Here is a 24,117-nt window from a genome sequence, read left to right on the forward strand (position 1 = left end):
GTCTTGCCTTGTCGGTCCCGACCTGCGACGCGGTCGGGATGACAGTGCAACGACGGCGGACGACGTGACCGATCACAAGCCGATCGCCCTCACCCTCGGCGATCCGGCCGGGATCGGGCCGGAACTCGCCCTGATGGCGTGGCGGGACCGCGACGAGGGACCGGGCCTGCCGCCGTTCTTCCTCGTCGCAGACCCGGATTTCGTCGAGCGCCGCGCGAGCGAGCTCGGGATGTCGATTCCCATCGCGGAGGTCGGCCCGGACTACGCGACCGAAGTGTTTCCCCGCGCACTCCCGGTGATGCCCCTGCCGAGCGGTGCACGCATCCGCGCCGTGGCCGGGCGGCCCGATTCGGCCAATGCCGGGGCGACCCTCGAATCCATCACCACGGGCGTCGCCCTCGTGCGCGCCGGGATCGCCACGGCGCTCGTGACCAACCCCATCGCCAAGTACGTCCTCACCCAGGTCGGCTTCGCCCATCCCGGCCACACCGAGTTCCTCGCCGCCCTCAGCGTCCAGCCCGGCGAAGCGGTGCCGCTTCCGGTGATGATGCTGTGGAGCGAGACCCTCGCGGTGGTGCCGGTGACGATCCACGTGGCGCTCCGCCGGGTGCCCGAGCTGCTGACGCGGGAGCTCGTCGTCGCCACGGCCCGGATCGTCGCCCACGACCTGCGCACCCGCTTCGGCCTCGCCCATCCGCGCCTCGTCCTGTCCGGGCTCAACCCGCATGCGGGCGAGAATGCCACCATGGGACTGGAGGACCGCGACGTGCTGGAGCCGGCGGTCGCCCAGCTCCAGGCCGAGGGCATCGACATCCGGGGGCCGCTGCCCGCCGACACCCTGTTCCATCCGCGCGCGCGGGCGACCTACGACGTGGCGCTGACCCCGACCCACGACCAGGCGCTCATTCCCATCAAGACCATCGCGTTCGACGACGGCGTGAACGTGACCCTCGGCCTGCCCTTCATCCGGACCTCGCCGGACCACGGCACCGCCTTCGACATCGCCGGCAGGGGCATCGCCCGTCCCGACAGCCTGATGGCGGCCCTGCGCCTCGCCGCCCGCCTCGCCAAGAGGCGTTCCCGAGAGGCCTCCCCAATGAGCTCCGCGTCATGAGCGACATCGACCATCGCGCCGATGACGGCCTGCCGCCCCTGCGCGACGTCGTGCGCACGCACGGCCTGGAGCCGAAGAAGGCGCTCGGCCAGAACTTCCTGTTCGATCTCAACCTCACGGGCCGCATCGCCCGGTCGGCCGGCCCCCTCGACGGCGTCACCGTGGTGGAGATCGGTCCCGGCCCCGGCGGCCTCACCCGCGCCCTCCTGAGTGCCGGCGCCGCCCGGGTGATCGCCGTCGAGCGCGATCCCCGCGCCCTGCCGGCCCTCGCCGAGATCGCCGCCCACTACCCCGGCCGCCTCGACGTGGTGGACGCCGACGCGCTCGGTTTCGATCCCGTGCCGCTCGTTGGGGCGAGCTCCTTGGGCACAGGGCCCGTGCGGATCGTCGCCAACCTGCCCTACAACATCGGCACGCCCCTGCTCACGGGCTGGCTCACCGCCCCGGCCTGGCCGCCATGGTGGGACAGCCTGACCCTGATGTTCCAGCGCGAGGTCGCCGAGCGCATCGTGGCGGACGAATCCGACCGGGCCAATTACGGCCGCCTCGGTGTGCTGTGCGGCTGGCGGACCCAGGCCGACATCCTGTTCGACGTCGCCCCGTCGGCCTTCGTGCCGCCGCCCAAGGTCACGTCGAGCGTGGTGCGCCTGACGCCCCGCCTCACCCCCCTGCCCTGCGCCGTCGAGACCCTGGAGCGCGTCACCCGCGCGGCCTTCGGCCAGCGCCGCAAGATGCTGCGCCAGAGCCTCAAGGCGGCGACGCCCGACGCCCTGCGCCTGCTGGAAGCTGCGGGCATTCCCGAGACCGCCCGGGCCGAGGAGGTGCCAGTGGCGGGGTTCGTTGCCATGGCACGGGCCCTGGCCGGCTGACGGAGAGGGGGTAAGTCCCGACCATCGCGGCTGCCCCGGGGCGTCGCGCCAGGTCCGGTCAGGCGAGGGTGTACTCGTTCGCGCTGATCTGGGCCGGCCTCACCCCCAGGAGTTCGACCTCGACGCTCCCGTAGGTGATGACGGCGTGCCCGTGATCCCAGGTGACCACCGGTCCGTCGTGCGTGTCATGGTGCCGGCCCGACGCGGCGGGCTCGTGGCCGGAATCCGTGCCGCCCCCGGCGGTCTCGAAAACCAGGTGGTCCCGTCCGGGGCGGAAGTCGGTGATGACGGCCGTCGTGTCCGCCGTGAACACGAACTGGTCGTTCCCACCGCCGCCCGTCAGCGTCTGTTCGCCGGTGCCGGCGACCAGCATGTCGCCCTTCGGCCCTCCCACCACGAGAGCCTCGCCGTTCGTGCCGATCACGAGCTGCGGCGCATTCGGGTTCTCGGACGCCACATCGCTGCTGCGGCGGTCGTAGAAGGTGAAGGCGTCGTCCTGGATATGCCGGGTGTCGGTGTTCCGCGTGATGATGTCCGACAGGGTCGTCTGGCGGATATCGTTCAGCGTCTGGCGATCGAACTGGTCGTTCTCGTACCAGAGGCGATCCCCGTCGCGCAGGCGATCGAACTGCGAACCGACGATGGCCGAGAAGGTCGGCCCGAGCAACGAGTGCGGCGCGTGACCCTCGGCGAGGCCCCCGGTCCAGAGATCGACGGCCTCCACGGAGCCGAAGGCCTCGCGCATCGCCGCGACCGTAGCCTGGTCGTCGGTGATCTCGGAAAAGTCCTTGTAGGGCGCGAAGCCGAGTTCCTCGCGGGTCTCGTTGAGGGTGCCGAGCCCGAGGTCGCGGCCGCGTTGGATGTTGATGCTCGCCAGATCCAGGACGACCGGTGGATCGTTCAGGAAGTTGCGCAGGTCCTCGACGATGCGGACATCCATCGTCTGCGAGGCGTCGTCGCCGAGGTGGCGCAGGAAGCCGTCGGCGCCCGACGCCGCCGCGAAGGCCGCCGGTGTCAGCCCGAAGGTGTCCCGGAGTTTGAGCCCAGGCCCGACGAGGTTGCCGGTTTCGTCGACGCGCTCCGTCTCGGCCGAGACGATCGAATGCCCGAACCGGTAGGCCGCACCCGCGAACTCGACGCTGATCCTCGGGTCCACCTCGGCATCGTAGCCCTCGTAGGGCGCGATCGCATGTGCACCGAGGAGGTGGGGCAGGAACTCGTCGTAGGTGATGTGCTGGATCTCGGCGGTCACGATCGCCCGGGCCTGGTGGTAGAGGGCATCTCCACCGAGATCCGGATGGGCCGCGTGGAGCTGGTCCACCTGGAGATTGTGTTCGCGCAGGAACAGCGTCTGGAGCGCGGTCAGGGACGGGTTCTCGGCGGCACGCCCGTCGCCCGCCAGGAAGGCGCCCTTCACGATCGGCAGATTGTCGCCGGCCGAGGTCGCCAAGTGTCCGTCCGGGAGCCGCAGGTGTGCGGCCGTGGCCGCATCCGAACCATAGACCATCGAGGCGTCGAGCCAGCCCGTGACGGCGTTCTGCGCGATCGCCGGCCTGTCCGTGCCGGCCCCGGTCGCGGGATCGATGACGGCGCGGGTGATGGGAATCGGGCTCCCGGCGGCGAAGAACGCGTCACCGGCCGGGACGACGACGTCGATCCGCGTGACCCCGTCCGTGCGACTGAGGTCGAGATCGTGGTCGACGAACTGCCCCCAGGCGTAGAGCATCCCCGACAAGCCCTGCGGGTTCGGGATCGTCGGATCGCCCTCGCCGACGACGATGTTGCTGATCGACCGCGCGTTCGGCCCATCGACCAGGGTCGAGATCCCGTCCGCGTAATGCGCCGCGCCGAGCCGGGCGAAGGTGCTGCCGGCCGCGTTCAGGTCGGCCTGGTTGAGATTGTTGCCCGAACCGGTGATCGAATAGAACTCCATCACGATGCGTCCTTTCACCCGTCCCGCGCCCGTCCGCGGGGTTTCGTGCCGGCGCCGGTCTCCCGTCGACCGCGGTGTCTCGGGTGGGCGAGCGGATCGCGCGACCGCGTCGCTGCGGCGGGCCGACGACGCGCGCCTAAGTTTCACCCCCCAGAAAAGTCGTCCTGGCCCGCCGGGACAGATCTCGGCCGGAAGCGGACAGCCTCGAACAGTCGATCCGGTATGTGCGGCAGTGCCTCGGCGCCGATCCGCGTGATTCGCTGGAATTTATTGCTGGTCTGCCGAGGCAAGTCAAATCTTTACAAATTTTTATTGGTCTGAGAGGGGCATAGTCCAATGACATAGGAATTTATATTTGATGATCTTCTACTTGGATTTATCGGTGCGATGCCGGTTGTTTCCAAGGCCTTATCCCGAAAATTCGCGGCGGGCGATCAACGCGGATGGCTTGTTCGAGTTTTTCGTCGGCGCTTAGAACACGCTTCGGCTCGAGTACGGTCGGCCGGAAGCATCAGGTGTGGCTTAGACTGGGGTATCTATGGTGCCCGGGAGCGTCTGCGGACGGCTGCCGTCGCTCCCGCCGGGATTGCCCTGACGGATGCAAGTCGATCGATGGCCGGATCGAAAGATGAATGGGTCATTGAACCGTGGCCGCGTCGCCGATCCGTCCGGGAGATCTGTGACATCGGATGATCGATCGGAATACCTGCTCCGGAAGTCGTCAGGTCGCGTGACGTGACTGGGATCGTCGGCTCCGGCCGTGTCGAGGGTCAAGGAACGCCCCGCTCGGCGGATCGGAGACATCGGGCGCGAACCGATGATCGGGCGGCCGATGCAGCACAACAGAAAAGGGCCGCCCGGTTGCCCGAGCGGCCCTCTTGTCCTGAAGGTTCGAAGAAGGGGTCTTCAGCGGCCCTGCTGGATCGCCGAGAGCACCCAGCGGCCGCCGCGCTCGCGCACGAAGGTCCACAGCTCCACGGCCTCCGGCTCGCCGGTGGCGACGACGCGGTCGGTGCGGCGCTCCACGGTGACGTCCTTGATGGCGTAGCGCATGGCCACCGTGGCGTACTCAGAATTGCCCTCGCCCCACGACTCGGACAGGTCGCCCTGCAGGAGCTTCACGTCGGAGATGCGGTTGACGACGCCCTTGGCCTCGTTGGCGCGCAGTTCCTCGATGAAGTAGCCGGCCATCTCCGGGGTCGCGAGGTTGCGCAGGCTCGCCACGTCCTCGCGGCCATAGGCCTCCTGAACGCCCTTGAGAGCGATCTCGAAGCTCTCGAAGTCGCCGGGCCCGATCTGGACCGGACGGGCCTGCACCGGCTGCACGGGCGTGGGGCCGCGCCCCATGCCGCCGATGCCGCCACCAAGTCCGCCGCCCATGGGGCCGGCATTGCCGCCGCCCATGCTGTTCGGACCGGTGCCGTTGCCGCTCAGCTCCGAGCGGGCGTGGCCGGCGGCGGCCGGGGCACCCTGGCGCCGGCGGAACCAGCGCACGGCGAAGGCGACGAGGAGCACGACGAGGCCGACCTGCAGCATCAGGCCGATGAACGAGGCGATGCCGCCCAGGCCCCCGAAGAAACCGCCGCCGAGCAGCGCGCCGAGGAGGCCGGCGCCCAGAAGACCGGCCATGAAGCCGCCGCCGAAGCGCGGGCGCTGAGCCGCGGCCGGATTCATGCCGGGATTCCCCATGGCCGGGCCGGGCTGGGTCTGCGAACGCTGGATCGGCGCGGCCGTGGTGGGCGCCGTGGTGGTGGCCGACGGGGGCGCATAGGTCCGCGAACCGCGCGAACCCATGCCGCCGCTGCTGCCGCCCGGACGAGCCTCCGCCATGGGCGCCGCCAGCGCCAGGGTGGCGGCGAGCGTGAGGATGGTGGCCGCGCGCCTGCGGCGCGTGGGGGTGGTGAGCATGAATTCGCCCCTGATGCGGTTCGACAAGAGTCTGGCGGAAGCGCCAGTCACTATATGGTGACGTGTGGCGCGCGGTTTTAGTCCATTCCGTCGAACGCTTTTGTCGTTCCGTCAGACCACGGCCGGAAAGACGAGGCGGACCACGGTGCCCTCGCCGGGCTTGCTGTCGAGGGTGACCGTTCCGTTCTGACGCTTGACGAGGCCGTGGACGATGGCGAGGCCGGTGCCGCGCCCGGCCTCGCGGCTGGTGATGAAGGGTGCGAGCGCCCGTGCGGCCATCTCGGGCGACATGCCGTGGCCCGTATCCGTCACGGTGATTCCCACGGCGCCGTCCCCCGGACGCTGCAGGCCGCGATCGCCCACGGGGACCGCGAAGGTCGCGATGGTGATGCGGCCCTCGCCCGGCATCGCCTCGCAGGCGTTGGCGACGATGAGGTTGAGGGCCAGTTCCACCTGGCGCGGGTTGCTCAGGCCGAGGGCGAGGCCGGGCGTGGTGCGAATGTCGAGGGTGATCCGCACGGGCAGGCTCGGGGCGGTCCGGGTCGCGAATTCACCGACCAGCGCGTTGAGGTCCACGGGCCGCACGTCCGGCGCGATCCGCCGCGAGAACGCGAGGAGCTGGCGGGTCAGGATCGTCGCCCGCTCGGCCGCGTCCGTGGAGCGCAGGATCGCGCGCTGAATGAACGGCTCGTCACGGTCGCCCAGGCGCCGCTTGAGCCCGTCGATGTAGCCGATGAGGATCTGGAGGAAGTTGTTGAACTCGTGCGCGACGCTGTTGGTGAGGAGCCCCAGCGCCTCGCGCTGGCGCGACAGGCTGAGCGCCCCTTCGGCGTCCCGGCGCCGCGAGACGTCGATCACCTGCACGATGCGCCGGTCGGTGCCGGGCACGGGGGCCACCAGGATCTGCGCCCAGAACGCCGCACCGACCCGGGTGTAGGCCAGGAGCTCGATCCCCTCGGGCGGGGCTTCGGCCAGGGCGGCCACGAGGGCGCCGCGCGCCGCGCGGTCCGTGTCGGGGCCGAGCAGGAGATGGGTGCTGCGGCCGGTCACCGCCTCGGCGCCGTGCCCCGTCAGGGCCAGGAAGGCGGGGTTGGCGAAGACGATCCGCTCGCCCTCGGACGCCGTCTCGACGAGGAGGGTGGGGACGCGCGACGCCGTCAGATAGGCCTGCGGGTCCGCATCCGTCCGGTCGTCCGGCGCCTGATCGTCCCGTCGAGGCGATGCCATGGCCTGTCCGCGTGCGGGGCACCGACCGTCCCCGGAGCGTCAGCCATAGACCGATCCGGTGGCTCGGCAAAGCCGCGGCCCCGCTACTGGCGCACCCACATCACGCGGCCGATCCAGGCGATCTCGCCGACATTGACCACCCGGTCGGCATGCTCGGGGTTGAGGGACGTGAGTTCGATGGTCCGGGCCGTGCGGCGCTTCAGTTCCTTGGCCAGGACTTCACCGGCGGCCAGGCGCACCACGACCCGGTCGCCCTTGCGCACGCTCGCCGAGGGGGAGACGATGAGCACGTCGCCGTCCCGGTAGAGCGGCGCCATCGAATCGCCCTGTACCTCGAGGGCGAAGGCGCGGTCGTCGGCGAGATCGGGAAACTCGATCTCTTCCCAGCCGGGGCCGCCCGTGGGCATGCCCTCGTCGGTGAACAGCCGTCCCGATCCGGCCTGGGTCATGCCGATGAGGGGAATCATCGAGCGGGCCGGCCCGGTCCGGACCTCGATGAGGCGCAGGAATTCATCGAGGCTGGCGCCCGTGGCGGCCAGGACCTTGGCGATGGACTCGGTGGAGGGCCAGCGCTTGCGTCCGTCGGGGCCGATGCGCTTCGAGCGGTTGAAGCTCGTCGCGTCGAGGCCGGCACGCCGCGCGAGTCCGGAAGCCGAGAAGCCGTGGCGCTCGGCCAGCCGATCGATGGCGGTCCAGATCTGCTCGTGCGACAACATCACAGGCTCGCGGCAGGAAAGTGTGTAAGACGCTCAGCCTACGTGTAGGAAAGTAGAACTAAAATATCGAGAAAGCAACGGTCCGAAATCGGGCGGACTTCCTTCTGCCTTCGGTCCCGCCAGGATTGTCCCCGGTCCCGGTCGGCCCACGGTTGCGGTGCAAGGGCGCGCGCTCTATCGCCGGGCCGGCAGGCCCCGCCCACCAGTAAGCCCCGCACATAGGAGACCGGATGTCCTTCGTCCACAAGATCTGCGTCTACAAGATCTGCCCGCGCGATCTCTGGGCGAGGGCGCAAGCGCAGGGGCGCTTCACCGGGGCGCCCGTGGACCTGGCCGACGGCTTCATCCACTTCTCAACGGCGTCCCAGGCGCCCGAGACGGCGGCCCGGCATTTCGCGGGTGTCCGTGACCTCGTCCTCGTCGCCGTCGACGCCGAAGCCCTGGGCGAGGCGCTGCGCTTCGAGCCCTCGCGCGGCGGCGACCTTTTTCCGCACCTCTACGGTGATCTGCCGCTCACCGCCGTGCGCGCGGTCCACGCGTTGCCCGTGGGGCCGGATGGGAACCACGTCTTCCCCGAGCTTCCCGGAGACGCCGCATGATCGGCGCGCTGTTTCCCCTGGTGAAACCCCTGCTGCACCGCCTCGACGCGGAGGCGGCCCACAATCTCACGATTCGGGGCCTGTCCCTTTTGCCGGCGCGCCGGCCGCCCGTCGACGATCCGCGTCTCGCCGTCGAGGTTCTCGGCCGGCGCTTTCCAAACCCCGTCGGCCTCGCAGCCGGCTACGACAAGGGCGCCGAGGTGCCGGACGCGCTCCTCGGCCTCGGCTTCGGCTTCGTCGAGGTGGGCGGCGTCGTGCCCAAGGCGCAAGCCGGCAATCCGGCCCCCCGCGTGTTTCGCCTGAGGGCCGACGGCGCCGTCATCAACCGGTTCGGCCTCAACAGCGAGGGGCTCGACGTGGTGCGCCGCCGCCTCGTCGCCCGTCAGGGCCGGCCCGGCCGCATCGGCGTCAACATCGGCGCCAACAAGGAGGCGGTGGACCGCCTCGCCGACTACGTCGCCTGCACCCGGGCGCTGGCGCCGCTCGTCGACTTCGTCACCGTCAACGTGTCCTCGCCCAACACCCCGGGCCTGCGTGACCTCCAGGGCGAGGCCTTCCTCGACGATCTGCTGGCGCGGGTGGTGGAGGCCCGCGACGCGGTCGGTCCCGGCACGGCGATCCTCCTCAAGATCGCGCCCGACATCACCCTCGATGCGCTGGATGCCATGACGGCCACCGCCGTGAAACGCGGCGTCCAGGCCATCGTCGTCTCCAACACCACCATCGCGCGGCCCGCGACGCTCGCCGAGACGGCCCTCGCCCGCGAGACCGGAGGCCTCTCCGGCCGGCCGTTGTTCCGGCCCGCGACCCGGCTTCTAGCGCAGACCTACCTGCGGGTGGGCACGACAATCCCCCTCGTCGGCGTCGGCGGGATCGACTCGGCCGAGGCCGCCTGGACGAAGGTTCTGGCCGGGGCGAGCCTGCTCCAGCTCTACTCCGCCCTGGTGTACCAGGGGCCGGGCCTGATCGGGTCCATCAAGGCCGGCCTCGTCGACCGGATCGCCGCCGCGGGCGCGGGCAGCCTGTCCGGGTTCGTCGGGCGTGACGCGAGGACCCTGGCGGCGATGCCGGATTAGGTTCTTGGAACGGGTGGCCGTCGCCGTCCGGTTCCGGCCAGCACGACGCAGGCGGCGAACAGGCCGACCAGCCCCCATTTGACCGGCAGGAGGTCGGCGCCCTCGCTGGCGACGGGCTGGCGCGCGAACCGGCCGGGGCCGGTCTCGACGCCCGGTTTACCCGCGCCCTGCGCGTCCGCGATCTGCGCGGGCGAGATCGCCCATTCGGCATCGATCTGGCGGTCATGCGCCATCATCGCCAGGGCGACGGCGATGCCCACGACGATGGCCGCGCTCACCCGTACGGGGGTCCGCATCCGCGAGGTCTCCTCGACCATTCCGGGCCGGCGCAGGCCCCATTCCCGTGCATACCCCACCTGCGTATGGCAGCGCACCGCCTTAACCGACGCGAAACCACGGGCGACGAAGCATGGCTTGGCGCAAGCGCATGACTGGCCTGCGTTTTCACGCGATTGAGGGGCCGCTGTGCGGTGCGGTAACCCTTCGTGCAAGCCGGTCGTCACGACCCGGGTCGGGTCGCCACGACCTCAGAAGCCTCCCCATCAGGATCGTCCATGGATCACCCGGTCGCGTCTCCCAAGCGTTCGTCCGCCGCCGGCGGCTGGGGGGCGCTGAAAAGCTGTGGCAAGCACTTGCTCGGCAGCCGCGCGCCGCTCTCCGGGGCGCGGGCGATGCTGAAGGCCAACCAGCCCGACGGGTTCGACTGTCCGGGCTGCGCCTGGGGCGATCCCGAGCACGGCTCCTCGTTCGAGTTCTGCGAGAACGGCGTCAAGGCGGTCTCGTGGGAGGCCACCGACAAGCGCACGCCGCCGAAGTTCTTCGCCAAACACACGGTCAGCGAACTGCGCGGCTGGACCGACTACGCCCTGGAGGGCGAGGGCCGGCTCACCCACCCCATGCGCTACGACGCGGCCAGCGACCGCTACGTCCCGACCACCTGGCCCGAGGCCTTCGCCGCCATCGGCGCCGCCCTGCGCGCCCTCGACAACCCCGATCAGGCCGAGTTCTACACCTCGGGCCGGGCCTCCAACGAGGCGGCGTACCTCTATCAGCTGTTCGCCCGGCACTACGGCACCAACAACTTCCCCGACTGCTCCAACATGTGCCACGAGGCCAGCGGCGTCGCCCTCCAGGCGGCCATCGGCATCGGCAAGGGCACCGTGCTCCTGGAGGATTTCGAGAAGGCCGACGCGATCTTCGTGGTGGGTCAGAACCCCGGCACCAACCATCCGCGCATGCTCGGCGACCTGCGGAAAGCCGCCCAGCGCGGCGCCCGCGTGGTGGTGTTCAACCCCGTGCGCGAGCGCGGGCTCGAGCGCTTCGCCGACCCGCAGAACACCGTCGAGATGCTGCGCGGCGCCAGCGCCCCCGTGGCGAGCCACTATTACCAGCCGCGCCTCGGCGGCGACATGGCGGCCTTCCGCGGCATCGCCAAGGCGGTGTTCGCCGCCGACGACGCGGCGCTCGCCGCCGGCAAGCCGTCCGTCCTCGACCGCGCGTTCCTCAGCCACCACACCGCCGGCCTCGCCGCCTATCGCGCGGTGGTCGACGCCACCACCTGGGAGGCCATCGAGGATCAGTCCGGCCTGTCCCGCGCCGACATCGAGGTCGCGGCGGGGGTCTATCTCGGGGCCGACAAGGCGATCTGCACCTGGGCCATGGGCGTGACCCAGCACCGGCACTCGGTGGCCACCATCCGCGAACTCGCCAACGTGATGTTCCTGCGCGGCCATGTCGGGCGTCCGGGTGCGGGCCTGTGCCCCGTGCGCGGCCATTCCAACGTGCAGGGCGACCGCACGGTCGGCATCAACGAAAAACCCCCCGCCGCCCTCCTCGACGCCCTGGAGACCACGTTCGGCTTCACCGCGCCGCGCCGGCACGGCCACAACGTCATCGCGGCCATCGGCGCGATGCTCGACGGCTCGGCCAAGGCGTTCATCGGGCTCGGGGGCAATTTCGCCCGCGCCACGCCGGACACGACCCTGGTGGCCAAGGCCCTGTCGTCCTGCGAACTCACCGTCCACATCGCGACGAAGCTCAACCACTCGCACCTCGTGCCGGGCCGCGTCGCCTACCTCCTGCCGTGCCTCGGCCGCACGGAGATCGACCGCAACGCCCGGGGCAAGACCCAGATCGTGACCGTGGAGGATTCCATGAGCATGGTCCACGGCTCGGGCGGCATCAACAAGCCGGCCTCGAAGGAACTGCTCTCGGAGATCGCCATCATCGCCGGCATGGCGGCGGCCACGGTCGGCTCGGACCGGGTCGATTGGGCGGCGCTGGCGGACGATTACGACCGCATCCGCGATCTCATCGAGCGCACGATTCCGGGATTCACAGGCTACAACGTCCGGGTGCGGCGCCCGCGCGGATTCATGCTCCGCAATCTCGCCGCCGAGCGCAACTTCGAGACCGAGACCGGGTTCGCCAACTTCTCCGCCGACGCCCTTCCCGAGGCGACCGAGCATCAGCGTGCCCGCGCGACGCCCGGCACCTTCGTGCTCCAGACCTTCCGCAGCCACGACCAGTACAACACCACCATCTACGGCCTCGACGACCGCTATCGCGGCGTCTACGGCGAGCGCCGCGTGGTCTTCGCCCATCCCGACGATCTCGCGGAGATCCGCGCGCTGAACGGCGACCGGGTCGACATCGTCGGCACCCACGACGACGGCGTGACCCGGGTGGCGGAGAGCTTCCGCCTCGTGCCCTTCGACATGCCGCGCGGGTCGCTCGCCGGCTACTACCCCGAGCTCAACGTCCTCGTGCCGCTCTCGACCTTCGGCGAGGGCAGCGACACGCCGACCTCGAAATCGGTCCTCGTGCACCTGCGCGCGCCGGCCGCCGCGTGAACGAACCGGCGGCCGGGACGACTGAGGAAGAACTGGCGGACACCTTCCTGGCGGTGACGGACTCCGTCGCCGCCCTCCAGCCCGGCCTCTCCACCCTGGAGGCGGGCGTGCTCGCCGCCCTCCACCTCGGCCTCGCCGCCGACAGCCGCAGCTTTTCGCGGGTGTTCGGCGTGGAGCACGCGCTGGTGCTGCGGGCGGTGGAGATCCTCGTCGGCGAGGCGACGCTCCTCAGCGTGATCGCGCGCGCGCCCCGCACCCAGCGCACGCGCTACGCGGTCACCGAAACGGGTCGGGCCATTCTCGACCATCTCCACGGCTGAAGCCTTCAACGGAAAACGTCTTGTCCATCGTCCCCCACCCCGTGGGAGGGACGATGGCGCGAACGCCCTACCGCACGATCCGCACCGGCCCGTTCATCCCCGGCCAATCCGAGTACCCGTTGGCGCCGCCGCCGTACCAGTACGTCTTCGGGGCCTCGGCGAGGGGTGCGCCCGTGCGCAGGCGCTCCACGAGGTCCGGATTGGCGATGTAGGGGCGGCCGAAGCTGAACAGATCTGCGCGGCCCTCCTTCAGATCCTTCTCGGCAAGCTCCAGGGTGTACTGGTTGTTGCCGATATAGGCGCCCTTGAAGCGCTTGCGAATCTGCCCGAAATCCACCTCGTCCGGCACGTCGCGGCTCTGCTGGGTCACGCCCTCGATGGTGTGGACGTAAAGCAGGCCGAACCCGTTCAGGGCCTCGACATAGGCGCCGAAGGTCGCCTTCGAATCGCTGTCCAGCGCCGTCTTGCCGGGCTCGGTGGTGGCCGGCGACAGGCGGATGCCGACGCGCTGGCCGCCGCCCCAGGCCTCGGTCACGGCCTCCACCACGGCCAGCGGAAAGCGTAGGCGGTTCTCGATGGAGCCGCCGTACTGGTCGTTACGGTGGTTGGTGGAATCGCGCACGAACTGTTCGAGCAGGTAGTTATTCGCCGAGTGGATCTCGACACCGTCAAAGCCGGCCGCCTTGGCGTTCTCGGCGGCGCGGCGGTAATCCTCGACGATGCCGTGGATCTCATCCGTCTCCAGGGCACGCGGGGTGACGTGGGGCTGCATGCCCTTTTCGGTGAACGCCATGCCCTCAGGCTTGATCGCCGAGGGCGCGACGGGCAGGCCGCCGTTCGGCTGGACGTCCGGGTGCGAGATGCGGCCCGTATGCCAGAGCTGCAGGAAGATGCGCCCGTCATTGGCGTGGACGCCGGCGGTGACCGTCTTCCAGCGCTCGACTTGGGGCTCGGACCAGATACCGGGCGTCAGGGCGTAGCCCACGGCCTGTGGCGAGATGTTCGTCGCCTCTGAGATGATCAGGCCCGCATTGGCGCGCTGGGCGTAGTAATCGACGGCGAAATCCGGCGGCACGCCGTCGGTCGACGAACGGCTGCGGGTGAGCGGCGCCATGACGACGCGGTTCTTCAAAGCGAGGTCGCCGAGGGTGTAGGGTTCGAGGATCGGGCTCATGCGGGGGATGGAGGTCCTTGTGGGAGCGCACCGCCGTGCGGCGCACCGTCAGCGGGGAAAGCCCCGCTTCCCCGCCCCTGTTCCCGCCCTCAGCGCATGGCGGGCCCGCCCCGCTACTGCCCCTTCGCCGCAATCGCCTCCGACCAGTTCACCGCGCGTCGCGCCATGCCGATGTGCTGGCGCTCGTACATGCGGCCCTCGATCTTGATGGCGCCGCGCTTGAGGTTCTCGGGCTTGTCGAAGGCCTCGATGACGATGCGGGCGCGGCGCACCTCCTCCTCCGTGGGGGCGAAGCAGGTGTTGGCCGGCTCGATCTGGTTGGGATGGATCAGGGTCTTGCCGTCGAAGCCGAGGTCGCGCGCCTGCTGGCACTCGGCCCGGCAGCCGTCCACGTCGCCGATGTCGTTCCAGACGCCGTCGAGGATGATCAGGCCCTCGGCGCGGGCGGCGGCGAGGGTGAACATCATCCACGGCAGCATCGGCACGCGGCCGGGGACGAGCTGGGCCCAGGTATCCTTGGCGAGATCGTTGGTCCCGAGCACGAAGCCGGTCAGCCGCGTGCGCCGGTCGCGCCGGGCCTTGGCGATGTCCTGGATGTTGAGGATGGCCGCCGGGGTCTCGATCATCGCCCAGACGGCGATGCTGTCGGGCGCCTCCATGGCCTCGAGATGATTGGCGATGCTCTCCAGCACGGCGGGCGAGGACACCTTCGGCATCAGGATCGCGTCGGGCCGGGCCTCGATGGCCGCCTTGAGGTCGGATTCGCCCCAGGGCGTCTGGGGGGCGTTGACCCGGATGATGATCTCGCGGCTCCCGTAGCCGCCTTCCTTGACCGCCGCGCAGACCTGTTCGCGGGCGATTTCCTTGGCATCGGGCGCCACCGCGTCCTCGAGGTCGAGGATCAGCGAATCGGCGGCCAGCGTCCGGGCCTTCTCGAGGGCGCGCTGGTTCGAGCCGGGCATGTACAGCACGCTGCGGCGGAGGCGGAGGTCGGACATCGAGGGTTCCCGTGAAAACGCCGCGCACCTTAATGCAACATCGGCGCCGGGGCACCCCGCAGGGGCTCGCCGAATGGCGGATCCTTCGCTGGTTCGCGGCGCGCGCAGACGACGGCTGCTGTAAGCTCCGCGGAACGCCGCCGTCTCCACACGGCCCATCGATCCCGAATCCGAGGGTGCCTTGACGCGATCCCTGCCCTATTCGATCGGCTCGGACGGCGTTCGCCTCGCCGTCCGGCTCACGCCGCGCGCCGGCCGCAAGGGTCTCGACGGCCTCGTCGCCGGAGCGGACGGGCGGATCGCCCTGCAACTCCGCGTCGCCGCCCCGCCCGTGGAGGGCGCGGCCAACACGGCGCTCGTCGCCTATCTCGCCGAAATCCTGGATCTGCGGCGCGGCGACATCCGCATCGTGTCGGGGCAGACGGCACGCCACAAGATGGTGGCGCTCGCCGGCGATCCGGCGGTTCTGGCCGACCGCCTCGCGAAATGGATCGCGGGCGCGTCCCTGCGCCGGTAGGCCCCACGCGGCGGATGCGGGGGGACCGGTCTCGCCCGAACCCTCACGCGATCACGGACGCTCAGAACAGGCGCCCGCCGTTCGGCACCGCCCGGTCCGGCGCGAACAGCACCACCGCCCCGTCGGCATCGGGAAAGCCGAGGGTCAGCACCTCGGACAGGAACGGCCCGATCCGGCGCAGCGGAAAGTTCACCACCGCCGCCACCTGACGGCCGGGCAGGTCCTCGGCCCGGTAATGCTCGGTGATCTGCGCGCTCGACCGCTTCAAGCCGATGGGGCCGCCGAAATCGATCGTAAGCTTCAGGGCGGCTTTTCGCGCCTCCGGGAACGGCTCGGCCGACACGATGGTGCCGACCCGGATGTCGACGGCCAGGAAGTCGTCGAACGCGATGGCCTCGGCCGCCGGGGCGTCGGGCGCGTGGCTGACGTGCATGCCCGCCTCAGACCGTGCGGACCTGCCGGCGCTTGTCGGCCGACGACCATTGCATCAGGGCGACCATGACCAGGATGGTGCCGAGATAGACCACGCCCTGGAGCACGCTCGGCCGGTCGGTGTATCCCACCAGCGCGTGCAGCACCCGGCCGGCGAGGCTGTCCTCGCGCAGGATGGCGGCACTGTTCCACAGGGGCCGGTCGAGGACCGTGACCACGCCGGCATTCAGCAGGAACTGCGCCGCCTGGGAGGCGAGGCCGGCGGCGAGGAAGATGATGAGCGCGCTCGTCACCGAGAACACGTAGCGGGTCGGAATGGCGGCGAGACCGAAATAGCTCACGCTGGACAGCGCGGCGCCGACGGCGACGCCGGCCAGCGCCCCGAACTGGATGTCGAGGCCGGAGGTGCCGGAGGCCACGAGGCCGTAGAGGAACAGTACGAGTTCGGCGCCCTCCCGCAGGATTGCCGCACCGACGACGAGGGCGAGGGCGGCGGCCGTGGTCTGGCCGGTGCGGACCTTGTCGCCGGCCGCGCGCAACTCGCCGGCCAGTTCCCGGCCGTGCTTGCTCATCCAGGTGTTGTGCCAGATCAGCATCAGCACGGCGACGATGAGCACGGCGGCGTTGAGGATGTCCTGTCCGGCGCCCTCGAAGGCGTCGGAGATCTTTTCCGCGAACAGGGCGATGAGGGCGGCGCCGGCGAGGCCGCCGAGAATGCCGAGGGCGATCCAGCGGCCGCGCCCGGCAATGCCGCGGGTCGCCGCCATGACGATGCCGACGATGAGGCCGGCCTCGATGACCTCGCGGAAGGCGATGACGAAAGCGCCGATCATGCGCGGATATCCTTGTGTGCGCGCCGGGAGGCAGCGCGGGTTACCAGATCCAGAACAGCAGCACCCAGCCGAACACCGAGAGACCGCAGGCGGCCGCGATGGCGAGCGTCGCGGCGAGCCGGCGCGGGCCGGCCGCGTAGAGCCCCGACACCCGCCACGCGAGCCAGGTGCTCCACAGGCTGCTCGCGAGGAGGAGCCCCACACGCAGCTCGGAGACGTAGGGGATGATGAGCCCGTCGCCGCGCAGGAACGTCACGGTGAGGGCCGAGAGCCCGAGGAACACGCCGCAGCCCGCCACCGGGATCAGGGTCTGGGTGAGGTGGTGGAAGCGCGCCCACGACCACGCCCCGAGGGCCCGTGTTCCCAGCGCCACGAAGCCCGAGAGCGACAGGCCGAGGATGATCGCCGAGGCGGCGATGTAGGCGAGTAGCAGCACGCCGTCGAGGAGGCTGAGCACGTCGTTGTGCTCGGGGTAGTTGGTGAGGACGAACCATGGCAGGGTCGTCTCCAGGGGCCAGGCGATGCCGCGCTCGATGAGCCATGTGGCAAGCCACTGCTTGGCCTCGATGAACCACGGGCTCGACGACCACTGGAACGCGCCCACCGCCAGGCCCATCATGCCGAACAGGATGAGGGCGGTCTGGTCGAGGCTCGGCTCGTTGCCGGCGACGTTGACGATCTCGTGGGTGGGGGAACGGCGGGCGAGGCGCACGGCCCCGCGATAGCCGCTGCAGCGCCCGCACATGTGGCAGGCCCCGGCCCCGTTCATGGTCTTCACCGGCACCAGGGGGGCGCAGTTGAAGGCTTCACCTCGGGGCTTCGGCGATGCCGCCCAGGCGGCGTGGTCGACCTGGAAGCTCACGGGGGCGAGCTTGGCCAGCACGGCGAAGACGCCGTTGACGGGGCAGAGGTAGCGGCACCACACCCGCTTGTTGCGGCCGTAGAGCAGGCCGACGGCGATGGCCGCCACCGTCGAGCCGCCGAGCACGGCGAGCACCGGCTTAGGGTAACCGTAGACGCTGACCATCTGGCCGTAGACCGTGGTACCGGCGAACGCCACGAACGGCCAGCCGCCCCAGGTGAGCCAGCGCGGCACGGCGCGGCCCAGGCTCCAGCGGCTGGCGAATTCCGTCAGTGTGCCCTCGGGGCAGAGGATGCCGCACCAGGCGCGCCCGACCACCACCATGCTCACCAGCACGAACGGCCACCAGATGCCCCAGAACGCGAATTGGGCGAACACGGTCAGGTCGTTCCACAGGTGCGCCGTGCGTCCGGGGAGGGGCAGGAAGGCCGGCACCGCCACGAGGACGAGGTAGATCGCCACGACGATCCACTGGATCGTGCGGATGATGCCGCCGTTGCGCTGGAGCCACTGGCCGAGGCCGGCCAGCTTGGCGTCGACCCAGGCCTCGCCCGGTGTGATGAAGGCCGATGCCGCCATGGGGTTCGCCATTCGATTTACTTCGCCACGAGGACGGCTTTGGACTCCGGGTGGAAGTCGTCGAACACGTCGTAGCGGCCGGGATCGATGGTGCGGAACACGATGGACGAGGTCGCACCGGCGGCGAGCGCCTTCTCGCGCTTCAGTTCGGTGCTCTCGAACTCGACGGGGCTCTTGCCCGTGTTGGTGATCTCGAGCTTGAACCGGGTGTTGGCCGGCACCTCGATGACGTTGGGGATGATTTCCCCATCGCGCATCTCGACCTTGATCACCGGCAGATCTTCGGCGAGGGCCGGCCACCCGAGTGCCAGGGTGCCGGCCGTCAGCGCGGCGGCGAGCAGGTGCGAGGGGCGGGTCACGCTCAGTACGCGCCCTTCTTGCCGATGCCCGCGAAGGTGAAGTCCTGGGTCACGTCGAACGGCTTGAACCATTCGGCGACCCCGGTCTCCTTGTCGACGTGACGGCCGAAATGCTGGCCCGCGCCGGGGGGCGCCACCGTGAGCTTGAGGCGGTAGCGACCGGGACCCGACAGCTTGACGTTGTCGCCGTAATGCGGACCGTCGTTGGCCACCATGGGCATCAGGGTGCCGGTGACCTTCGGGCCCGTGGCGGCCTCGCCCTCCAGCTTCGTCAGCTCGAACGAGACGGCAAGCGACGGCACCCAATCACCCTCGGCGAAACCGTTGCGGTTGTCCTTGGCGGCGCGGATGTCGGCCTCGAGGTGCAGGTCGGACGCCGCCGCGGCGCGCATCATGTCCGGTGGGTCCATCTCGATGGGCTGGAGATAGACGGCGGCGACCTCCAGGCCGTTCTGGATCACGTGCGGCCCGATGGGCGTCTCCTTCGCCAGGACGGGAAGGACCGAACTGGCAGTGAGGAAGCCGGCCAGGAGAAGGGACGGAAGCAATCTTGCGGTCATGAGAGTCTCTCGCATGGTCCTGAGCGCGTAGACCAGCCGCGAAGGCAAGCAAAGAGGCTTCTTCGTCACATTACCACATCGGAATCGTTCTAATTCAGGGATTGCCTGACTTTCCCGAAGCAAAGCTTGTCCTGGAAGTCCGTCTATTGGTTCGTGGTCTTGCCAGCGCACAATAGACCGCGATCATGCGCCCTGGCGTGCCGGACAGGGCAGCGCGGTCTCCACAGCTGGGGAAAACGTCCGCGTGGTCAGGCCCGGATAGGCCAGGGCCTGACCGATGCCGCGGCCGCCGAGCAGGAGCAGGAACGCGGCCCAGAGTCCGGCATTGCCGAATCCGAGGGCGTGGAAGGTCAGCAGGGCGAGGCCGTAGGTGCCGGACGCCGCGATCATCAGGTTGCGCATGGCCCGGGTCCAGGTGGCACCGATATAGATTCCGTCGAAGGCGAAGGGGAGCGCTGCAACCAGCGGCGCCAGGGCCGCCGGAACGAGGTAGGCCCGCGCCGTCTCGCGAACCTCCGGATTCGTCGTCACCGCGTCGATGAAGGCCCCACCCGTCACGAGGAACAGGCAAGCGATGGCGGCCCCGAAGGCGAGGCACCAGGACAGACTCAGGCGTGCGGCGCGGCGAAAACCCGTTTCGTCGCGGGCGCCCACGGCCTGCCCGCACAGGGTCTCGGCGGCGGTGGCGAAACCGTCGAGGAAGAAGCCGCCGATCATGAAGAGATTCCACAGCACGGCGTTGGCGGCGAGGACCACGTCGCCCGAGCGCGCGCCGAGCGCCGAGAACGCGGCGATGCAGGCGACCAGCAGCAGGGTCCGCACCATCACGTCGGCGTTGACGCTGAGCATCCGTGCGAGCGCCAGGGGATCGGCGACGATTCTCCATGGCACCGCGAAGGGATGCGAGCCGAGGCGGGCGAGGAGGGTGAGGCCGAGTCCGGCGCCGGCCGCTTCGGCCAGCAGCGTCGCGAGGCCGGCGCCCGCGACGCCCCGATCCGCACCGAGCACCAGCGCGAGGGTCAGGGCGATGTTGACGCAGTTGATGGCGATCTGCAGCACGAGCCCGAGATCCGTGCGGCCGCGCCCGAGCACCGAGCCGAGGATGGCGTAGTTCGCCAGGGTGAAGGGGGCGGCGAAGATGCGGATGTGGAAATAGTCCGACAGGCCGGCGATGACCGCCGGGCTGGCACCGCTCAGGGCGAAGGCGCCCCGGCCGATGGGGCCCTGCAGGATCACGATGGCCGTGCCGACGAGGAGGCCGGCGGCGAGCGCCCGCGCCAGGGTCCGGTCGACCTCCGCGCCGTCGCGGGCGCCCACCGCCTGGGCGGTCAGTCCGGCGGTGGCCATGCGAAGCGACCCGAACGACCAGAAGATCGCGTCGAAGATCACGGCCCCGAGCGCCATGGCCCCGAGCAGCGCGGCATCGCCGAGCCGGCCGATCACCGCGGCGCCGACGAAGCCGAGGAGCGGCGTCGTCACGTTGGCGACCGTCATCGGCAGGGCCAGCGACAGGACGCGCCGGCTCGTGGCCGGCACCGGATGGGCGCCGCGGACGTTCATCGGCACGCCTTCAGTGGCAGCCGCATCCGGTGCCGCAACTGCCGCCGCCCGCAGCCTCGCCCGGCGTCCCGGTCGACTTCTTGGCCGGCCTCACGGCGGGATCGCGCGACAGACCGCGCTCTTCCAGCTCCGACAGGTAGGTGGCCCAGCGGTTCCGGTACTCGCGGCCGAGGTCGTACAGGTAGCCCCAGCCGAACAGTCCGGTGTCGTGCATGTCGTCGAATGTGAGCTTGACGGCGTAATTGCCCACGGGCTCGACGTTGAGGATCGCGACCTCGCGCTTGCCGCCGATCACCTTGCGCTCGGCCGGCGAGTGGCCCTGGACCTCGGCGGACGGGCTCGACACCCGCAGGTATTCCGCAGGCAGGGTGAAGCGCCCGCCATCCTCGAAGGCGACGATGAGGCTGCGCTTGTCGCCGGACAGGCGGATCTCCGTGGGCCAACGCTCGGCGACGGCAGCGACGGTCTGTTGGTCCATGGCTGGCTCCTGAAGAGGGGGCGTGGTCCCACGTGCGGACGCGTCGCCCCGGTGCGCGCTTGTCCGCGCGGGTGCAAGACCTCATATGCTTCTTCATGCTAGGTTCGTCACGCGACCAAACGCCAGTGCTTTCCCCAGATCAGAGTTCAGAGTCCCGCATGTGGGGTCCCCGCACCGTCGACACTCCCGTGACGCCCGTTGCTGCGCCGTTGATCGACCCGTTCCAGCGGGCGATCACGTACCTGCGCATCTCGGTGACGGATCGCTGCGATCTGCGTTGCGTCTACTGCATGTCCGACGACATGAACTTCCTGCCGAAGCGCGATCTCCTCAGCCTCGAGGAACTCGATCGCCTCTGCGCGGTGTTCATCGGGCGCGGGGTCCGCAAGCTGCGCATCACCGGCGGCGAGCCCCTGGTGCGACGCGACATCATGCACCTGTTCCGCCGCCTGTCGCGCCACCTTGGCACGGGCGCGCTGGAAGAGCTGACCATGACGACGAACGGAACGCAGCTCGGCCGCTTCGCGCCCGAACTCGCCGACCTCGGCGTTCGCCGCGTCAACGTCTCCCTCGACACCCTCGACCCGGCCAAGTTCAAGGCCGTGACCCGGCGCGGCGACCTCAAGGCGGTGCTCGACGGCATCGCGGCGGCGCAGCGGGCCGGCATCAAAGTCAAGATCAACGCCGTGGCGCTCAAGGGCGTCAACGAGGATGAGCTCGCCGACATGATCGCCTGGGCGCATGGCGGCGACATGGACATGACCCTCATCGAGGTCATGCCGCTCGGCGAGATCGAGGGTGACCGCACGGACCAGTTCCTGCCGCTCTCCGTAGCGCGGGCGCGGCTCGAACAACGCTACACCCTGATCCCCCTGCCCGACCGCACGGGTGGCCCGGCGCGCTATGTCCGCATCGCCGAGACCGGCGGGCGCCTCGGCTTCATCACGCCGCTGACCCATAATTTCTGCGAGAGCTGCAACCGCGTGCGCCTCACCTGCACGGGCAAGCTCTACATGTGCCTCGGCCAGGAGGACGCGGCGGACCTGCGCGCGGCGCTGCGCGCCTCCCCCGACGACGCCCTCGTGACCCAGGCGGTGGTGGACGCCATCGCGCGCAAGCCCAAGGGCCACGACTTCGTCATCGAGCGGGCCCGCCCGGCGGCGGTGGGACGCCACATGAGCGTCACCGGCGGCTGATTTTTTGGGGTGCATCGGCGTGTCCGAAAACCGGGCCGCATTTCTCGGGCCGAGGCTCCCGCTGGTTTGACCCTGTGCCCCATCGAACCTAGACCCCGCTCCATCGCAAAAACTGGATGATGGAGACGGATGATGGCGAAGGTCGCGTTCCTGGGCCTCGGCGTGATGGGCGGGCCGATGGCCGGGCACCTCGCCAGACACGGCCACGCCGTCACCGTCTACAACCGGACGGCGGCCAAGGCCGAGGCCTGGGTGAAGGCCCATGGCGGGGCAGCGGCGCCGACCCCGCATGAGGCCGCCCGGGGCCAGGAGATCGTGTTCGCCTGTGTGGGCAACGACGACGACCTGCGCGGCGTGACGCTGGGTTCGGACGGCGCCTTCGCGGGCATGGAAAACGGTGCGGTCTTCGTCGATCACACCACCGCCTCGGCGGAGGTCGCCCGCGAACTCAGCGACGTCGCGCAGGCGGCCGGCCTGCACTTCATCGACGCCCCGGTCTCCGGCGGTCAGGCCGGTGCCGAGAACGCGGCGCTGACCGTCATGTGCGGCGGCGAGGCCGCGATCTACGCCCGGGTCGAGCCGGCGATCCTGAGCTTCGCCAAGGCGAGCCGCCTGATGGGTCCCTCGGGTTCGGGCCAGCTCACCAAGATGGTCAACCAGATCGCCATCGCGGGGTTGGTGCAGGGCCTGTCGGAGGCGATCCACTTCGCCAAGCGGGCCGAACTCGACGTCGAGGCGGTCCTCGACGTGATCTCCAAGGGCGCCGCCGGCTCCTGGCAGATGGAGAATCGCGGGCGGACCATGAACGCCGAAAAGTTCGATTTCGGCTTCGCCGTCGATTGGATGCGCAAGGATCTCGGCATCCTCCTGGCCGAGGCGCGCCGCAACGGCGCCAGATTGCCGGTGACCGCCCTGGTCGATCAGTTCTACGCCGACGTGCAGGGCATGGGGGGCAACCGCTGGGATACGTCGAGCCTCATCGCGCGTCTGGAGACGTAAGCCGCGCTTCGGCGAGGGACAGGGCCGCCTCCGGGGCGGTCCAGGCCCAGTCCCCGCCCATCTGGTGGCGGAACCAGGTGAACTGGCGCTTGGCGTAGCGGCGCGTGTCGGCCTGACCGCGCCGGATCGCCTCGGCCCGGTCGATGGCCCCGTCGAGATGGGCGATCAGGCCGGGCACGCCATGCGCGCGCATGATCGGCAGCATCGGGTCGAGGCGGCGTTCGCGCAGGCCCGCGACCTCCTCGAGGGCGCCGTCCGCGATCATCGCGGCGAACCGCGCGTCGATGGCGGCGCGGAGCGCCTCGCGCTCGGGCGCGAGGAACAATTTCAGCATGGGCAGGCCGGCGAGGGGCCCGGGCGTGCGCTGCCCGTGGAAATCGGCGATGGGCCGGCCCGTGGCGGCGTAGATCTCCAGGGCGCGCATGATCCGGGCACGGTCGCTCGGCCGCAGGGCCTCGGCGCCGGCCGGATCGCGGGCGGCGAGGTCGGCGTGGAGAGCCTCCGTCGACCGTCCCTCGGCCCCGGCCCGGATCGCGGCCCGTACGGCGTCGGGCACGGTCGGCAGCTCCGAGAGCCCTTCCTCCAGGGCGCGGAAGTACAGGCCGGTGCCGCCCACCAAGATCGGCAGGCAGTTCTCCTCCCTCAGACCGGCGAGCAGGCCAGTCGCCTCCCGGGCGAAATGGCCGGCCGAGTAGTTCACCGCGCCGTCGACGTGGCCGTAGAGGCGGTGCGGGGCCAGGGCCTCCTCCTCCGCGCTCGGACGGGCCGAGAGGCGGCGGAGATCCCCGTAGACCTGCATGGAATCGGTGTTGATCACCACGCCCCGGAACCGCCGCGCCAGGGTGGTGGCGAGGCCCGACTTGCCCGAGGCGGTCGGCCCTGCGATGAGGATGGCCGCCGGCCGGCCGTGCGCGTGTGCTGTGTCCGTGACCGGCGGCAAGGCGTGGAAGCTCCCG

General features: G+C 70.2%; 24 protein-coding genes. 9 read left to right on the plus strand and 15 right to left on the minus strand.

Translation table 11 applies throughout. The features are described 5' to 3' along the window. The first annotated feature begins 64 nt into the window (after positions 1-64). Positions 65-1,114 carry a 4-hydroxythreonine-4-phosphate dehydrogenase PdxA gene (gene pdxA / locus MKK49_RS13555; RefSeq protein WP_313899164.1) on the plus strand — a complete coding sequence of 350 codons (1,050 nt, stop codon included), beginning with the start codon at positions 65-67 and terminating at the stop codon, positions 1,112-1,114. Continuing rightward, complete coding sequence (gene rsmA, locus MKK49_RS13560; RefSeq protein WP_244029212.1) at positions 1,111-1,983, plus strand: 16S rRNA (adenine(1518)-N(6)/adenine(1519)-N(6))-dimethyltransferase RsmA; 873 nt, start codon at positions 1,111-1,113, stop codon at positions 1,981-1,983. Before pdxA ends, rsmA begins: the two co-directional genes overlap by 4 nt. A 58-nt stretch (positions 1,984-2,041) precedes the next feature. Here the strand turns inward: rsmA and MKK49_RS13565 are convergent, their stop codons facing one another. The 4 genes from MKK49_RS13565 to MKK49_RS13580 form a co-directional block, all read right to left on the minus strand. Continuing rightward, positions 2,042-3,916: a peroxidase family protein gene (locus MKK49_RS13565; protein WP_244029214.1), complete on the minus strand. Its 1,875-nt coding sequence runs from the start codon at positions 3,914-3,916 to the stop codon at positions 2,042-2,044. 906 nt (positions 3,917-4,822) lie between these two features. Next, positions 4,823-5,824, minus strand: a complete 1,002-nt coding sequence (locus MKK49_RS13570; protein ID WP_244029216.1) for a TIM44-like domain-containing protein — start codon at positions 5,822-5,824, stop codon at positions 4,823-4,825. A gap of 111 nt (positions 5,825-5,935) precedes the next feature. Next, entirely contained in the window at positions 5,936-7,051 is a 1,116-nt protein-coding gene (locus tag MKK49_RS13575) for an ATP-binding protein (RefSeq protein ID WP_244029218.1), read from the minus strand. An 83-nt stretch (positions 7,052-7,134) separates the two neighbouring features. After that, the gene (locus MKK49_RS13580; protein WP_244029220.1) at positions 7,135-7,767 is read right to left on the minus strand and encodes a helix-turn-helix transcriptional regulator; all 633 of its coding nucleotides are present in this window, start codon (positions 7,765-7,767) and stop codon (positions 7,135-7,137) included. A gap of 230 nt (positions 7,768-7,997) precedes the next feature. Between MKK49_RS13580 and MKK49_RS13585 the strand changes: the two genes are divergently transcribed. Next, a complete protein-coding gene (locus MKK49_RS13585; RefSeq protein WP_244029222.1) occupies positions 7,998-8,366 on the plus strand; it encodes a DUF952 domain-containing protein in 369 nt (122 codons plus the stop codon). Beyond that, positions 8,363-9,442, plus strand: coding sequence for a quinone-dependent dihydroorotate dehydrogenase (locus MKK49_RS13590; RefSeq protein WP_244029224.1), 1,080 nt, complete (start codon positions 8,363-8,365; stop codon positions 9,440-9,442). Before MKK49_RS13585 ends, MKK49_RS13590 begins: the two co-directional genes overlap by 4 nt. Here the strand turns inward: MKK49_RS13590 and MKK49_RS13595 are convergent. Next, the gene (locus tag MKK49_RS13595) at positions 9,439-9,738 is read right to left on the minus strand and encodes a hypothetical protein (protein ID WP_244029227.1); all 300 of its coding nucleotides are present in this window, start codon (positions 9,736-9,738) and stop codon (positions 9,439-9,441) included. The genes MKK49_RS13590 and MKK49_RS13595 overlap by 4 nt on opposite strands. A 258-nt stretch (positions 9,739-9,996) precedes the next feature. On the opposite strand from MKK49_RS13595, the gene MKK49_RS13600 reads away from it, so the two are divergent. Next, the gene (locus MKK49_RS13600; RefSeq protein ID WP_244029229.1) at positions 9,997-12,294 is read left to right on the plus strand and encodes an FdhF/YdeP family oxidoreductase; all 2,298 of its coding nucleotides are present in this window, start codon (positions 9,997-9,999) and stop codon (positions 12,292-12,294) included. After that, positions 12,291-12,614, plus strand: a complete 324-nt coding sequence (locus MKK49_RS13605; protein WP_244029232.1) for a hypothetical protein — start codon at positions 12,291-12,293, stop codon at positions 12,612-12,614. Before MKK49_RS13600 ends, MKK49_RS13605 begins: the two co-directional genes overlap by 4 nt. 67 nt (positions 12,615-12,681) lie before the next feature. Here MKK49_RS13605 and MKK49_RS13610 read toward each other — a convergent pair whose 3' ends face one another. Together MKK49_RS13610 and MKK49_RS13615 are read right to left on the minus strand one after the other, a co-directional pair. Continuing rightward, positions 12,682-13,788, minus strand: a complete 1,107-nt coding sequence (locus MKK49_RS13610; protein WP_244029234.1) for an alkene reductase — start codon at positions 13,786-13,788, stop codon at positions 12,682-12,684. A gap of 113 nt (positions 13,789-13,901) precedes the next feature. Beyond that, positions 13,902-14,786 carry an HpcH/HpaI aldolase/citrate lyase family protein gene (locus MKK49_RS13615; RefSeq protein ID WP_244029236.1) on the minus strand — a complete coding sequence of 295 codons (885 nt, stop codon included), beginning with the start codon at positions 14,784-14,786 and terminating at the stop codon, positions 13,902-13,904. A gap of 181 nt (positions 14,787-14,967) precedes the next feature. On the opposite strand from MKK49_RS13615, the gene MKK49_RS13620 reads away from it, so the two are divergent. After that, positions 14,968-15,303, plus strand: a complete 336-nt coding sequence (locus MKK49_RS13620) for a DUF167 domain-containing protein (protein WP_244029238.1) — start codon at positions 14,968-14,970, stop codon at positions 15,301-15,303. Between the two features lie 61 nt (positions 15,304-15,364). On the opposite strand, the gene MKK49_RS13625 is transcribed toward MKK49_RS13620, so the two are convergent. The 7 genes from MKK49_RS13625 to MKK49_RS13655 all read right to left on the minus strand — a co-directional run bounded on the left by MKK49_RS13625 (position 15,365) and on the right by MKK49_RS13655 (position 20,966). Continuing rightward, the gene (locus MKK49_RS13625; RefSeq protein ID WP_244029240.1) at positions 15,365-15,736 is read right to left on the minus strand and encodes a tRNA-binding protein; all 372 of its coding nucleotides are present in this window, start codon (positions 15,734-15,736) and stop codon (positions 15,365-15,367) included. Between the two features lie 7 nt (positions 15,737-15,743). Beyond that, positions 15,744-16,568: an FTR1 family protein gene (locus MKK49_RS13630; RefSeq protein WP_244029242.1), complete on the minus strand. Its 825-nt coding sequence runs from the start codon at positions 16,566-16,568 to the stop codon at positions 15,744-15,746. A 40-nt stretch (positions 16,569-16,608) separates the two neighbouring features. Next, on the minus strand, positions 16,609-18,009 hold the full coding sequence (locus tag MKK49_RS13635; RefSeq protein WP_244029466.1) for a 4Fe-4S binding protein: 1,401 nt from the start codon (positions 18,007-18,009) through the stop codon (positions 16,609-16,611). Positions 18,010-18,026: 17 nt separating this feature from the next. Continuing rightward, on the minus strand, positions 18,027-18,368 hold the full coding sequence (locus MKK49_RS13640) for a cupredoxin domain-containing protein (RefSeq protein WP_409565072.1): 342 nt from the start codon (positions 18,366-18,368) through the stop codon (positions 18,027-18,029). A gap of 2 nt (positions 18,369-18,370) precedes the next feature. Further along, complete coding sequence (locus tag MKK49_RS13645) at positions 18,371-18,943, minus strand: iron transporter (RefSeq protein WP_409565073.1); 573 nt, start codon at positions 18,941-18,943, stop codon at positions 18,371-18,373. Between the two features lie 168 nt (positions 18,944-19,111). After that, entirely contained in the window at positions 19,112-20,488 is a 1,377-nt protein-coding gene (locus MKK49_RS13650; RefSeq protein WP_244029247.1) for an MATE family efflux transporter, read from the minus strand. Positions 20,489-20,498: 10 nt separating this feature from the next. After that, entirely contained in the window at positions 20,499-20,966 is a 468-nt protein-coding gene (locus tag MKK49_RS13655; protein WP_244029249.1) for a gamma-butyrobetaine hydroxylase-like domain-containing protein, read from the minus strand. A 158-nt stretch (positions 20,967-21,124) separates the two neighbouring features. Between MKK49_RS13655 and moaA the strand changes: the two genes are divergently transcribed. Next, complete coding sequence (gene moaA / locus MKK49_RS13660) at positions 21,125-22,162, plus strand: GTP 3',8-cyclase MoaA (protein WP_244029251.1); 1,038 nt, start codon at positions 21,125-21,127, stop codon at positions 22,160-22,162. 132 nt (positions 22,163-22,294) lie between these two features. Next, positions 22,295-23,161 carry an NAD(P)-dependent oxidoreductase gene (locus MKK49_RS13665; protein ID WP_244029469.1) on the plus strand — a complete coding sequence of 289 codons (867 nt, stop codon included), beginning with the start codon at positions 22,295-22,297 and terminating at the stop codon, positions 23,159-23,161. Here MKK49_RS13665 and miaA read toward each other — a convergent pair. After that, a complete protein-coding gene (miaA, locus tag MKK49_RS13670; protein ID WP_244029253.1) occupies positions 23,139-24,101 on the minus strand; it encodes a tRNA (adenosine(37)-N6)-dimethylallyltransferase MiaA in 963 nt (320 codons plus the stop codon). The genes MKK49_RS13665 and miaA overlap by 23 nt on opposite strands. Positions 24,102-24,117 lie beyond the last annotated feature (16 nt).

This window comes from Methylobacterium sp. J-090 (assembly GCF_022829345.1).
GTDB lineage: Bacteria > Pseudomonadota > Alphaproteobacteria > Rhizobiales > Beijerinckiaceae > Methylobacterium.

What these genes read in the sequence shown, in the direction of transcription:
- rsmA (WP_244029212.1), top strand. Translation starts at nt 1,111, where the DNA reads ATGAGCGACATCGACCATCGCGCCGATGACGGCCTGCCGCCCCTGCGC.
- MKK49_RS13565 (WP_244029214.1), bottom strand. Translation starts at nt 3,916, where the DNA reads ATGGAGTTCTATTCGATCACCGGTTCGGGCAACAATCTCAACCAGGCC.
- MKK49_RS13570 (WP_244029216.1), bottom strand. Translation starts at nt 5,824, where the DNA reads ATGCTCACCACCCCCACGCGCCGCAGGCGCGCGGCCACCATCCTCACG.
- MKK49_RS13575 (WP_244029218.1), bottom strand. Translation starts at nt 7,051, where the DNA reads ATGGCATCGCCTCGACGGGACGATCAGGCGCCGGACGACCGGACGGAT.
- MKK49_RS13580 (WP_244029220.1), bottom strand. Translation starts at nt 7,767, where the DNA reads ATGTTGTCGCACGAGCAGATCTGGACCGCCATCGATCGGCTGGCCGAG.
- MKK49_RS13585 (WP_244029222.1), top strand. Translation starts at nt 7,998, where the DNA reads ATGTCCTTCGTCCACAAGATCTGCGTCTACAAGATCTGCCCGCGCGAT.
- MKK49_RS13590 (WP_244029224.1), top strand. Translation starts at nt 8,363, where the DNA reads ATGATCGGCGCGCTGTTTCCCCTGGTGAAACCCCTGCTGCACCGCCTC.
- MKK49_RS13595 (WP_244029227.1), bottom strand. Translation starts at nt 9,738, where the DNA reads ATGCGGACCCCCGTACGGGTGAGCGCGGCCATCGTCGTGGGCATCGCC.
- MKK49_RS13600 (WP_244029229.1), top strand. Translation starts at nt 9,997, where the DNA reads ATGGATCACCCGGTCGCGTCTCCCAAGCGTTCGTCCGCCGCCGGCGGC.
- MKK49_RS13610 (WP_244029234.1), bottom strand. Translation starts at nt 13,788, where the DNA reads ATGAGCCCGATCCTCGAACCCTACACCCTCGGCGACCTCGCTTTGAAG.
- MKK49_RS13615 (WP_244029236.1), bottom strand. Translation starts at nt 14,786, where the DNA reads ATGTCCGACCTCCGCCTCCGCCGCAGCGTGCTGTACATGCCCGGCTCG.
- MKK49_RS13625 (WP_244029240.1), bottom strand. Translation starts at nt 15,736, where the DNA reads ATGCACGTCAGCCACGCGCCCGACGCCCCGGCGGCCGAGGCCATCGCG.
- MKK49_RS13630 (WP_244029242.1), bottom strand. Translation starts at nt 16,568, where the DNA reads ATGATCGGCGCTTTCGTCATCGCCTTCCGCGAGGTCATCGAGGCCGGC.
- MKK49_RS13635 (WP_244029466.1), bottom strand. Translation starts at nt 18,009, where the DNA reads ATGGCGGCATCGGCCTTCATCACACCGGGCGAGGCCTGGGTCGACGCC.
- MKK49_RS13645 (WP_409565073.1), bottom strand. Translation starts at nt 18,943, where the DNA reads ATGCGAGAGACTCTCATGACCGCAAGATTGCTTCCGTCCCTTCTCCTG.
- MKK49_RS13650 (WP_244029247.1), bottom strand. Translation starts at nt 20,488, where the DNA reads ATGAACGTCCGCGGCGCCCATCCGGTGCCGGCCACGAGCCGGCGCGTC.
- MKK49_RS13655 (WP_244029249.1), bottom strand. Translation starts at nt 20,966, where the DNA reads ATGGACCAACAGACCGTCGCTGCCGTCGCCGAGCGTTGGCCCACGGAG.
- moaA (WP_244029251.1), top strand. Translation starts at nt 21,125, where the DNA reads ATGTGGGGTCCCCGCACCGTCGACACTCCCGTGACGCCCGTTGCTGCG.
- MKK49_RS13665 (WP_244029469.1), top strand. Translation starts at nt 22,295, where the DNA reads ATGGCGAAGGTCGCGTTCCTGGGCCTCGGCGTGATGGGCGGGCCGATG.